At 38.7% G+C, this 12,444-nt stretch carries 9 protein-coding genes; 5 read left to right on the forward strand and 4 right to left on the reverse strand.

The features are described from left to right. The 5 genes from mreC to Q7P68_RS03205 are packed head-to-tail and all read left to right on the forward strand — an operon-like array spanning position 1 to position 6,961. Positions 1-873, forward strand: a complete 873-nt coding sequence (mreC, locus tag Q7P68_RS03185) for a rod shape-determining protein MreC (protein ID WP_304222694.1) — start codon at positions 1-3, stop codon at positions 871-873. Beyond that, complete coding sequence (mreD, locus tag Q7P68_RS03190; protein WP_304222697.1) at positions 866-1,369, forward strand: rod shape-determining protein MreD; 504 nt, start codon at positions 866-868, stop codon at positions 1,367-1,369. The genes mreC and mreD overlap by 8 nt, the downstream gene beginning before the upstream one ends. Then, positions 1,369-3,243, forward strand: coding sequence for a penicillin-binding protein 2 (gene mrdA / locus Q7P68_RS03195; RefSeq protein ID WP_304222699.1), 1,875 nt, complete (start codon positions 1,369-1,371; stop codon positions 3,241-3,243). Before mreD ends, mrdA begins: the two co-directional genes overlap by 1 nt. Then, positions 3,240-4,550, forward strand: coding sequence for a rod shape-determining protein RodA (rodA, locus tag Q7P68_RS03200; protein WP_304222701.1), 1,311 nt, complete (start codon positions 3,240-3,242; stop codon positions 4,548-4,550). The genes mrdA and rodA overlap by 4 nt, the downstream gene beginning before the upstream one ends. Next, positions 4,547-6,961 (forward strand): TIGR03936 family radical SAM-associated protein, encoded by a 2,415-nt coding sequence (locus Q7P68_RS03205; RefSeq protein WP_304222705.1) that lies wholly within the window; start codon positions 4,547-4,549, stop codon positions 6,959-6,961. The genes rodA and Q7P68_RS03205 overlap by 4 nt, the downstream gene beginning before the upstream one ends. A gap of 140 nt (positions 6,962-7,101) precedes the next feature. On the opposite strand, the gene Q7P68_RS03210 is transcribed toward Q7P68_RS03205, so the two are convergent. From Q7P68_RS03210 to Q7P68_RS03225, 4 genes are read right to left on the reverse strand one after another with little or no spacing between them, the layout of a single operon-like run. Then, entirely contained in the window at positions 7,102-7,779 is a 678-nt protein-coding gene (locus Q7P68_RS03210) for a hypothetical protein (protein WP_304222708.1), read from the reverse strand. Positions 7,780-7,789: 10 nt separating this feature from the next. Beyond that, positions 7,790-10,216 (reverse strand): adenylate/guanylate cyclase domain-containing protein, encoded by a 2,427-nt coding sequence (locus Q7P68_RS03215; RefSeq protein WP_304222711.1) that lies wholly within the window; start codon positions 10,214-10,216, stop codon positions 7,790-7,792. Between the two features lie 7 nt (positions 10,217-10,223). Then, entirely contained in the window at positions 10,224-10,913 is a 690-nt protein-coding gene (locus Q7P68_RS03220) for a tetratricopeptide repeat protein (RefSeq protein ID WP_304222714.1), read from the reverse strand. Positions 10,914-10,922: 9 nt separating this feature from the next. Beyond that, the gene (locus tag Q7P68_RS03225) at positions 10,923-12,434 is read right to left on the reverse strand and encodes a sigma-54-dependent Fis family transcriptional regulator (RefSeq protein WP_304222717.1); all 1,512 of its coding nucleotides are present in this window, start codon (positions 12,432-12,434) and stop codon (positions 10,923-10,925) included. Between the last annotated feature and the right edge of the window lie 10 nt (positions 12,435-12,444).

Raw genomic sequence — 12,444 nt, forward strand, 5'->3', positions numbered from 1 at the left:
ATGGCCTTGCAAATGAACGGACCTACACCCAGAAGGTCTAACAATACGCTGTATGTCTTTATTGCACTCGTTATCGTTTCTTTTTCATGCCTCTTGTTTTCTACTCGCAGCTTTGTGGTAGATGTCCGGGATGTGGGTTTTTCACTTTTTTCTGGCGTACGTTCTGGAATACATGGGGTTGTATCCGCAGTACAGAAAACGATTATGTCTATAGAGGAATTGCGGCGGCTTAAACAGGAATATGAACAGCTTACCAAACAACTGGAACGGTACGAACAGCTTGAAAGAAATGTAGCTGATATACAACAGGAAAATATTGTATTAAAGCAGCAACTTAATTTCTCTCAGAACCTAAGTTATCGGCATATTCCGGCGCAAATCATCGGAAAAGATCCAGATAATCTCTTTTCTTCCTTTGTGATAGATAAGGGAATTAAAGAAGGCATTAAAAAAAATATGGCGGTTATTGCATTTCAAAATGGTACTCAGGGTTTAGTAGGCTTGGTTGTTCAAGTGGGACGACATGAAAGCATGGTCATGCCTATCTATGATCTCAATTCTTATATATCCGCTCGTCTCGCTCAATCTCAGTATGAAGGTATCGTTTCCGGCCAGGGAGATGTCAATAGCCCCTTAGTCATGAGATATATCAAAAAAAGAGCAAAAGATGAATTGCAATTTGGAGATCGGGTAATTACCAGTGGACTCGGAGGTGTTTTCCCAAAGGGAATAGATATAGGCCGGGTTTCCAAAATAATTTTCCAAGAATATGAAACATCAATAACTGTCGAATTGGAGCCTGCCATAGATTTCTCTCGTTTGGAATATGTATTTGTGATAGAAAAAAGCAATACGGGAGACAACGATGAGTAAAACAGTTGGTTGGGCTACTGTACTCATACTTATTGCCGGTATTATTCAATCTAGCCTGCTTTCTAAGATTACATCTTTTAATGTAATCCCAGATCTTGCCTTAGTTATACTCGTCTATATTTCATATGTAAACGGATCTATGGTTGGGCAAATTACCGGTTTTGCTTCAGGCTTTTTTCTTGACTTTCTTTCGTTCGCGCCATTAGGATTTAATGCATTAACGAGAACCGTTATTGGATATTTAGTAGGTATTATAAAAGGAACCTTTTTTCTTGATATAGTCATTTTCCCATTTTTACTATGTGCAAGTGCGACAATACTAAAAGCTGTCATTATTACGATCGTTCATTTTTTATTCAATGCAAACACACCGGTCTATAGCTTTACTAGTAATCTATTATGGCTAGAAGTGATTTTAAACGGTGTTTCAGCGCCCTTCGTTTTTGCTTTTTTAAAACTTTTTAAGAAAATACTTGAGCCAAAAAAGGAAAATTGATGTCCCTAAAGATTCCTACCGGCGAAGAACGGCCCGCAGAACGTATCAATGTATTGCAGATATTGTACATTATTCTATTTTTAGCCTATGCAATAAAACTATTCAGCATGCAGATTATTTCCGGAAATGTATATCGTTCAAAGGCTGAAAATATATCCCAACGAATCTCCATAATCCCTGCACAACGAGGTGAAATATACGACCGAAATATTAATCAACCTATAGTATTAAATATAGATTCCTTTGCGGTGCAGATTGCCCCTGCTGAAATTCCTAAAGAATCTATCTCTCTTGTGTTTCAAAGTGTAGCAGATATCGTCGGGATATCTAAAAAATCTATCGATGCTAAAATCCCTGCTCAGTATTACTCGATGTACCAGCCAATTGATATTGCAGTAAACGTTCCATTCGAAGTTATTGCAAAACTTGCTGAAAGAAAGAGTGAATTACCCGGTGTTAGCTGGCGGTCTAATCCCGTTCGCAATTATGTTGATACAGGAAGTCTTGCTCATATTATTGGGTATGTTGGTGAGATTACGCGGGATGAACTAAAACTGTTGTATAATAAAGGATATCAGACTGGAGATATTATTGGAAAGGCTGGTATCGAAAAGCAATATGATGAAATACTTCGTGGTAGGAATGGCAGAGAAATTAAAATTGTAGATGTTCGAGGTAAAAAAATAACAAATATCGAAAATACAATTAAAGAAAGCCCTGAAATGGGGAAAAACCTTATATTAACCATCGATAGATCTATGCAAACCCTGGCTGAAAAAGCTCTCGGTGAACGAATGGGATCTGTTGTAATTTTGAGGCCTAGTACCGGTGAAATCCTTGCGATGGTGTCTTATCCCTGGTATGATCCAAACATTTTTAATAAGAATGATGCAGCGCTTGCATATCAGCAACTACTTGAAAATCCTAAAAAACCGCTTCTTAATCGGGCAATACAATCAAGTTATCCTCCCGCATCTACATTTAAAGTAATAATGTCCACCGCAATATTAAATGAAAAAGCATATCCTCCAGAAAAAACAGTTGAATGTAAGGGAGAAATATCCTACGGGAACCGGGTCTGGAAATGTTGGATACATAAACCAGGACATGGTTTTTTAAATTTGCAGCAAGCTCTGGCTCAGTCGTGTGATATTTATTTCTGGTTAGTTGGACGTGATTACCTGGGAGCCGAACGAATTGTTTCCTATGCAAAAGATTTTGGTTTTGGTGATTTAACAGGAATTGATATTCCTGGAGAAGTCCCTGGGTTTATTCCGACACCACAATGGAAAGAACGAAGATTTCATGAAAAATGGCTAGCTGGTGATACAATGAATATGTCAATTGGTCAAGGATATACGCTAGTCACACCATTACAGATGGCCAATACGGTTGCCATGGTAGTTAATAACGGTACTATCTATCAGCCCCATCTGCTTAAAGAAATCCGCGATCCCGTATCCGGTGCAATTATAAAAACAATAAAACCTGCGGTATTACACAAAAGTGATATCGATACTGCGGTTTTTCAGACTGTTCGAGATAATATGCGGTCCGTTATTACAGAAGGAACTGCCAGATTTCCGATGAATATTAAAGCGGTGCAGGTGGCAGGGAAAACTGGTACAGGTGAAGTTGGTCTTACAGATCGCTGGCATTCATGGTTTGCGGCCTATGCCCCGTATAATTCAAACAATCCGGATGAACAAATTGTAGTGTCAATTATTGTAGAAGCGAGTAACTCATGGGAATGGTGGGCACCCTATGCATCAGCAATTATTTTTCAGGGTATTTTTGCTCAACAAACCTATGAAGAAGCGGTGAAAGCCTTGGGACTACAGTATCTTATGCCTCAAAGGGAGCGGCGAGAATGAACTTTAAGCGCCTCATAGAAATAGATTTTACCTTATTTTTTTCATCCCTTATACTTACCTTTTTTGGAATTTTAATGATCTATTCATCTGGCATTAATTCTGCCGGTGTATTGGTGAGTAATGAGTATATCAAGCAGGTAGTATTTGCAGTTATTGGCCTTGTATTCATTGGTCTTCTAGTTATATTTGACTATCGCCGTCTTTATGACTATGCAGAATATTTTTATGCATTTTTTCTCCTCCTGGTTTTATATACCGTGTTTTTTGGAAAACTTGTAAATGGGGCCCGTGCATGGATTGGCTTTGGAAATTTTGGAATTCAACCATCAGAATTTCTTAAAATAGCAACAATCATCTTACTGGCTAAATATCTTGAAAATTCCCAGCGGTCAGAAGAACCTCTGAGACGTTTTATTATTGCAAGCCTTATAGTATTACTGCCAATGCTTTTCATTTTACTGCAACCCGATCTTGGGACTGCCTTGGTGTTTATTCCTATATTGCTTGTGACCTGCTTTGTTGCGGGCATTACAAAACGATATATTGTATATACAATTTTGCTTATTGGTTTTACCGGATTCTTTACCATTTTACCCCTTTGGCAAGTACACATTCTTAAAGGAGCAATGCCTTTTTTAAAGATTTTTCAAAATATCAAAATTGTGATTGTCTTAGAATTATCTATGATATTAATTACCGGTATTGCATGGTATGGTTTTAAAAGATACAGAAAGAATTATTTTTATTGGATCGTATATGTTCTATCAATATTAATTTTATCGCTTTTTGCATCTATGGCAGCACACAAGGTGCTAAAAGACTATCAAATAATGCGACTTATCGTATTCCTCGATCCATATATTGATCCAAAAGGTTCTGGTTGGAATATTATCCAATCTGTCACAGCAATTGGCTCGGGAGGATTTTTAGGAAAAGGTTTCTTACAGGGTACGCAGAGCCACTATCGCTTTTTGCCTCAGCAAAGTACCGATTTTATATTTTCAATTTTTTCCGAAGAAATGGGATTTCTCGGTGGTTTACTTCTGTTTTCATTATTTTTATTAATCCTCTTGAGACTTTTAAACATTATGAAAACCACCTCCGATCCTTTTGGAGCATATATTGCTGCAGGCTTTTCAAGTATGCTTGCCTTTCATTTCATGATTAATGTTGGTATGACCATGGGAATAATGCCCATTACTGGTATTCCGCTCATATTTTTATCCTATGGCGGATCTTCTCTTCTTTCCACATTATTAGGAATTGGTATTTCTTTAAGCATTTACGTTAGAAGGTTTGAACATTGATAGATAATAATAGTTTTATAGACCCTATTTCAGTTTTTGGGAAAGATCTGCTCACCATTGAAAAGCCTGGAAGATATGTAGGCGGTGAATATGGTATATATGAGCATCATAACAAAGTATTGCATATGGCCATAGCATTCCCCGATCTCTATGAAATAGGAATGTCTAACCAGGCAATTAAAATATTGTACAATAATCTAAACAATATAAAAGATGTATCTTGTGATAGAGTCTTTGCACCTGCTCCCGATTTTGAAAAACTATTAACGGATAAAAATATTCCTTTGTACACCCTAGATGTAGGACGCCCTTTGTTTCAGTTAGATATTCTTGGCGTATCTTTGGGCTATGAACTTGGTATTACGGGAATGCTTAGTATTCTTAAAAGTGGATGGATTCCTATAGAAAAAAAAGACAGAATAGAAAAACACCCTATTATCATTATGGGAGGACCAGCAGCCAGTAATCCGTTACCATATCAACGATTTGTTGATGCGTTTTGGATAGGGGAGGCTGAAAATGATTTCTTTAAACTAATTGAAACTGTAAAAGATGCCAAACAAGCAGGAGCAAAACGATCTGAATTATTGGATTTAATTGTTGCTCATCAATCAGTTTGGGTGCCAGGCAAGACTACTAAACGTAATATAGATACTGAGTTTACCGCTTCTCACCGTATTATACCAGCTAATCCTGTGCCATCAATTAAGGTAGTTCAAGATCATGGTTCAGTAGAAATTATGCGCGGCTGTCCTAATGGATGTCGTTTTTGTCATGCTGGAGTGTGGTATAGACCAGCTCGAATGAAAACTATATCAAATATAATAAAGGAAGTAGATTCCTTTGTATTGCAAGCTGGATACAGAGAAATAACGCTTTCCTCTCTCTCTTCTGGAGATTTTGTTGGTATAGAATCATTAATTAATATTTTAAATAATCGATATAAGGGCCGCCATATTTCTTTTCAACTGCCTTCTTTAAAGGTATCAACATTTTCTCTACCTCTTATAGAACAAATTTCAGAAACAAGAAAAAGTGGCCTTACATTTGCTATAGAAACACCTGTTGATGCATGGCAGCTGTCAATTAATAAAGAAGTATCAAGAAACAATGTTATTGAAATTCTTAAAGAAGCAAAAAAACATGGTTGGAAAAGCGCAAAATTTTATTTTATGATTGGTTTACCAGTAGGAGATTTTACAAATGGTTTTGAAAATAACAATGAAGAAAAAGAAATAGTCGATTTCCTTGTTGATGTTTATAAAGCAATTAATATTCATATTAATGTTAATGTTGGAACCTTTGTGCCAAAACCGCACACCCCGTACCAATGGGTAACTCAAATATCTGAAGAATTAGCAAATAAAAAATTAAAATATATACGTGATGCACTAAAGCCGCTTGGTTTCAAGGTCAGTACCCATGATCCTTTTATTTCCGTCATTGAAGGTATTTTATCGAGGGGTGATGAACGGGTAGGGGAGATTATTAAGACCGCCTTCGAAGCCGGTTGTAGACTTGATGCCTGGGATGATTATTTTAAAAGAGATCTCTGGAAACAGATCATTGATGATAATACAGCTATAGTAAGCGATATATTATCTGGTTTTTCTTTAGACAGCTCTTTACCGTGGGATTCAATTTACAGTAAAACCTCAAAAAATTATCTTCGCCGAGAATTTGAAAAGTCGTTATCATCAGAAACAACATCATCATGTATAGATTTGTGCACACATAAATGCGGTGTGTGTACAGAAAAAGAAAAAGTTGTATTTAATAGTATTCAAGATGATGTAGATTATAAGAATGATGAAAATATTTTGCATGTTTCTTTTAAATCTTTAATAGAATCCAATAAAAATAATAAGAAAAGCATGAAAATTGTTTTTTCTTATAAGAAAATAAATAGTTCTATATTTATTCCCCATTTAAGCCTTATAGAAACTTTTTCCAAGGCATTTATTCGAGCTAATCTACCAATACAATTTACAGAGGGGTTTAATCCTTTACCGCGGCTTGATGTAGCAGCTCCCTTATCAATAGGTATTACCGCATTAAATGAAATAGCTACTGTAGAAATATATACTACAGTAGATGAACAAAATTTTATTGACAAAATGAATAAAGTTCTTCCAAAGGATCTTCAAATTAATGATGCAATGATTATTACTATTCTAGAGGGACAAAAAAAACATACAAGTCCATCATTATTATGGGGATATAGATACAAGAATCAAAATAGCTACATAGATATTCCTGCCCATGAAGATAAACAATTTAGAGAATATTTTTTAAAAGATAACACTAAATCTTTGCTTGATATTACAAGAATTTCTGTTCTTGCAAAGGATGATAAAGGCGGTTATACCGATTACTTTACGAGATATAAAGAATTGTACCCAGATACATAAACGCAAATAATAATTTTTTAAGCTTTTAAATATTAAGAATTTTATTTATAATACATAATGGTAGACAGAATATACATTATGTATAGTTAAGAATATTCTTTTTTAACTTCTATTTTTAAACTGACCCTTCGCTATATTTATTACTGCGGTAATTGAAGGACTCCTAAAAAAGCTGGCTTACTAAAAATGGAAGCCCCATACTCGTCGGTCCCATAGGCAAAAATATAAAAAACAACATAACCAGTACTATGATTATCTAAAGTTACTACATCATTCCCTGTTATTCCCAAATAGGCAAATACAGAGCTATTATCGCTAACACTGCGCTGAAGATTATATTCATTGGAACTAATAATTATACTCAAACTACTATTAGTCTTCTGTAATGTAAAAGAATTATTTAACGAAGTTGCGGCAAGTAGGCTTTGTAAATCGTTGTTTGCAACTTTAAGTTGGTAATAAGCGAGCGTATCTTTGAAAAAAGAATCCATATTAATAGAGACTACTGAATCAGTAGAAAGATAGGGAGAGATTTTTGAATAATCGCTATTTAAAATAGTATTCAAAGCCACAAAATCAGACGTAGCAATAACGCTGGTAAAAGTTTGTGTACTTAAATATATTTTATAATAAATCTTATAACCTAAAAAAAAATCCTCAGGCTGATCTGCATTTGGGAGGCTTACCGTAATAGTGTCGATAGATCTATTAATCGAACTAACCGGTGCAAGATAAATATAATTATCTATACCGCAGCTCATAAAGAGTGCAAGACTTGTTGCCGCTATAATAAAAGAACGGAAAAAGAAATGCTTCATGAAAAACAATTCATCCCCTGCCCCGCTTTTTCTTACCGGTTTCTAAAACCGGCGGATCGAGGGAATCTACAGCATCTATAAGCTCGTAAATGAGTACGGGCTTGTTTTTTCCTTTAACACGGATGTTATCAAGTTCCCGGACTATAAAGTGGTCCTTTACAAGACCGTAGGTAAACTCACTAATAATGATACCTGTCCCATATTGTTTGTTAGTCCCCTCAAGTCGTGCCCCGAGGTTAACATTGTCACCCATTAACGTGTAGTTCATGCGGCCCGGAGACCCCATATTTCCAACCGTCATGATACCAGAGTTAAGGCCAATTCCAATATTGATGCGCCTGTTTTCAGGCCACTGTTCATTCAGTTCGCGGAGTTTTTCCATCTGCCGTAAGGCGCATTTACAGGCAAGGATTGCATGGTCTTCCTGTGGGATCGGAGCTCCCCAGAAACACATGATTTCGTCTCCTACATATTTATCCAGGGTTCCCCCGTATTCGAGTATCAGATCAGTCATGGCGGTTAAATAAACGTTCAGATGATTTACCAGTTCCTGGGGGGTCATATTTTCAGATAGGGTGGTAAAACCGCGAATGTCTGAAAATAGTACGGTAAGCTCTTTGTCCACACCGCCTAGTTCAGGAGGATTTTCCAAAATCTGATCAACCACTTTAGGACTCACATATTTTCCAAAGGTGGTTCGAATCATTTTCTTGTCCCGTTCTTCCGTCATAGCTCTATAGGAAACAACGGCGACGAAAGAAAGAATCATGGCAATTGCGGGTTTCGGAAAATCTATAACCAGGTTATTTCGTTCAAAAACAATGGAAATTCCAAGGAACAATACAATGATACCTACTAACACCGAGACAAAACCCCAAAGTGTGGAATAGCGGGAGGTATAAAAACAAATAGCTACGATAAATAAAGCAAGAATTAGATATTCAATCCATTGAGGAATCGGAACAAGAAAGTTATTCATCAAGATGGTATTGAGCGCATTGGCATGGATCTCAATACCGTACATAAGCCCATAGGGTGTCGGCTTTTCATCCTGGGCAATGCCGTCGGCGAAGGGACCTACCATGAGTATTTTGTTATCCACCGCCTTTGTTTTAGGCCAGGTCGCCGGATCAGGGCCCGGGGCCCGTTCGGCATAACTTGCATAGGAACGAACCGGAAAGGTCCTGTAACCATCCAGGGCAGCAGAAGAACGATAGCCCATATAGTTAATAACCATTTCCCCGTTTTCGTTAATGGGTATCACTATTTCCGAAAGAACCTTACGGGGAGCGGCTTTTACAAGATTACCATCTTTATCATAGGTATCCTTTCCGACAGGGATACTATAAGGGAGTCTCCCCCCTGTTTTAGGATCCCGGACTGTAGGATTAGGAATAATAATGTGTTTGCCAATTTCAACCGTAAGTTGCGAAGGATCGACCCCAAAATAATTACAGGCTAAACTCAAGGTAATTGCAGGTACAAAATAATCTTTTACTTTTCTGACAATAAAGTATTGTTCATCCGGATTACCGTCTCCGTCTTTATCAATAATAACGGGAGGAGATGAACTTTCCAAAATTTTACTAAGCTGTTTGAGACTTTCTTGGCTTACTGGCGTTTTAATCGTATGAGCAACACTTTTTTTATCATACCAAACAAGTCGTTCATATTTTGATTCATCTACAGTATAACCTGGCTGCAGATGTGTAAAGGGTATTTGTTCAACCTCTGTAGTGAGCTTAGCAACCAGCGCTTGCCTTCTGTAAATTTGATCCACATCCTGAACATAATTGGCGTGTCCGTATCCTGCAACAACCTTGGCGTAGGGAATAAGCGGCGCCTGCACGCTGCTAAAATCCCTCATTTCCTGCCACGATCCGCTTACTTGTTTAAAACCGGGGAATCGTTCAAAAAGCACTCCCTGGCGTTTGAGCATCATTTCATGGGAGCTGTAATCAGCAATACCGACATCAAGAAGGGTTTCTAAATATACAGTCTGGGCCTGCGCAATGCTGTTTATAAGCCGGGCATCTTCAGATGCCTTTCGATCACTTTCTATAAAAAAAACGTCAATAAAAATAGAGGATTCTCTGGATTGCTGGTCCTTTATACGGGAGAAAGCGTCAATTAAATTCGCATGGGTAGATCGGGGAAACGGCCATTTCCCAAATTTAGCAAGGCTTCTCGAATCAATACCGACAATAACGATATCATCCGAAATCTTAGGATTTTTTTCGGTAACCGTCACCCCTTCCTGAACACTGGTGGCGGTCATTAAACCTTTCAAAAAAAATTGAAGATCCGTTGCCTTAGTATTGAGATTTGTAAAAATAGATGTACTGAGGTCAAGAAGCAATATGGCGAGAAAGACAAACAAACCGATGATGAAACCAAAATACCTGGTCTCAAATATTTTTGCCCGTTTTCTCGCCATAGGTACCTCACTTTTCGTTAGCGGTTATAAAAAGTATACGGCTCTGGGCGAGTTTTGTCCAATTATCATTGGGCCATTTTTCAACAAGTTTCTGATATGCTGAAATTGCAGCGGCGCTGTTCTTTTGGGTCTCTTGGAGCCGTCCTATGGCAAAATAGATCCGTGGAGCGAGGGGAAACTCATCACCATAAGTATCTGCGGCTTTTGTATATAGCTCGATAGCCCGAACAAAGTCGCCCCTTTCTTCCGCGGCAGTGGCAGCGTTATAGAGAGCTACAGGAGCAAGATAGCTTTTAGGAAGCTTATCTGCTATGGCAACCCATGCTTTTTCAGCCTCAGACCATTCTTTTTTATCAGCGTAAATGCCTGCAAGGATATTGAGTGCCCTTGCTCCAGCATAGGATGAATGGGAAGCAGCAAAAGATTTAAGCTCATCTACCAGTTGAGCAACTTCTTTATCCTTCTTTGCTTCATCGCTTTCAAAACGAACTTTGTCGTACCGTTCTGAAAAGGATTCTGCCTGTTCAATAGCCTGTACCTTCATAGAATCGACGACTGTAATTACAATCACCGTTGCGATGATCGCAACTACAATGGCTCCAAGAATACCGAAAAGCAAAACCCGGTTTCTTTGAATAAAATTAATTAGCAAGCCAGATACACCGACCGAATCTTGGTTTGTGGATGCCTTTTCCATGTTGTTGTCCTACTCCTTGGGATTTACAATATCAAGTTCTTTGAGCAGTCTTGATAAATAGGTTCGTTGAATATCAAGGGCACGGGCTGCCTCTGTTTGGTTCCAGTTATTCTCTTCCAGAACCTTTTTTATATAATGCTTTTTAAACACTGTCAGTGCATTTTTTAAATTTCGTTGTTCCGGCATAGGCGGTGTATGCTGCATATTCCGTAATAAAAGGTCTTCCGCCTTGATCCACCGATCCTTGCTGATTACACAGGCCCGTTCAATGCAATTTTCAAGTTCCCGTACATTTCCAGGCCAGCTGTAGGACAGCATGATCTCCATAGCTTCGTCGGAAAAACCGTCAAATTGCTTTTTTGTTTCCCTGCTGAATTTTTTAAGGAAAAAGTTTGCCAATTCGGGAATATCCTCGGGCCGTTGTCGCAGGGGTGGAATATAGATGGGAAGTACATTCAGCCGGTAATATAAATCGCTTCTGAATTCGCCCTTCTCTACCAAGGCCTCTATATCACGGTTGGTAGCAGCAAGAATACGCACATCTACCTTAATGGTTGTATCGGATCCTACCTTTTCAAAGGACTTTTGCTGGATAACCCGAAGGAGCTTTGCCTGCAGTTTCAGCGGAAGATCCCCGATTTCATCGAGAAAGATAGTTCCCCCGTCGGCCATTTCAAAGCGTCCCCGACGGTTTTGCACCGCGTCGGTAAAGGCTCCCTTCACATGGCCGAACAGTTCGCTTTCCAAGAGTCCCTCTGGCAAGGCTGCACAGTTAACCCGTACAAAGGGTCCCTGGTTACGGTTGCTTTTAAGGTGAATCTGTTCTGCGAAAAGCTCTTTCCCTACACCGCTCTCTCCGAGAATAAGCACTGAAGAATCGGTTTTTGCAACCCGGTCAATTATTTCGAGTTTTTCCAGGATAACTGGACTAGATGCAATGAGCGTATGATAGCCCTTGTCGGTCTGTATCTGATCCTGTAGAAAATGGATTTCTTCCTGGGCTTTTTCGAAACTCCGGGCATTAAGTATTGCGAGGGCTGCCTGGTTTGCAAATATTTCAAGCCATTCAAGATCATCCTGGGTAAAATATTTGCCATTTTTTTTGTTGATAAGCTCGATGACCCCAACGCATTCTTCTTTCATGCGCATGGGAACTGCAAGCATGGTACGGGAAGGATATCCAATATTTTTTGAAATTTCCGCCAGGTGACGGCTGTCATTTTCTACATCGTTTACAATGATCGATGTGTTATGCTGGGCCACCCAGCCTGCAATACCCTCCCCCATATTGAGGGAGTACTTTTTAACCGCCGCTCCCTTAGAACCGAGGGCAATTTCAAAATATAGTTTTTGTTCCTGTTTATTGACCAGGAGGAGGCTCGACGCCTCCCCCTCACAAAGCCTTGTGGCAGACTCAAGGATCTGCGTAAGCAAGGATCGAACGTCCCCATAGTTCGAGTTGATAAGAGTGTTAATCTCTATCAGAGTATTGAACTTTTGGACGTCGATCGATGCCAGCATGGCCTTTGGC

Source organism: Gracilinema caldarium (assembly GCF_029265695.1).
Classification (GTDB): Bacteria; Spirochaetota; Spirochaetia; order Treponematales; family Breznakiellaceae; genus Gracilinema; species Gracilinema caldarium_A.

Coding starts and splice junctions, on each gene's coding strand:
- mreD (WP_304222697.1), top strand. CDS start 866: ATGAGTAAAACAGTTGGTTGGGCTACTGTACTCATACTTATTGCCGGT.
- Q7P68_RS03220 (WP_304222714.1), bottom strand. CDS start 10,913: ATGGAAAAGGCATCCACAAACCAAGATTCGGTCGGTGTATCTGGCTTG.
- mreC (WP_304222694.1), top strand. CDS start 1: ATGGCCTTGCAAATGAACGGACCTACACCCAGAAGGTCTAACAATACG.
- Q7P68_RS03215 (WP_304222711.1), bottom strand. CDS start 10,216: ATGGCGAGAAAACGGGCAAAAATATTTGAGACCAGGTATTTTGGTTTC.
- mrdA (WP_304222699.1), top strand. CDS start 1,369: ATGTCCCTAAAGATTCCTACCGGCGAAGAACGGCCCGCAGAACGTATC.
- Q7P68_RS03210 (WP_304222708.1), bottom strand. CDS start 7,779: ATGAAGCATTTCTTTTTCCGTTCTTTTATTATAGCGGCAACAAGTCTT.
- Q7P68_RS03225 (WP_304222717.1), bottom strand. CDS start 12,434: ATGCTGGCATCGATCGACGTCCAAAAGTTCAATACTCTGATAGAGATT.
- rodA (WP_304222701.1), top strand. CDS start 3,240: ATGAACTTTAAGCGCCTCATAGAAATAGATTTTACCTTATTTTTTTCA.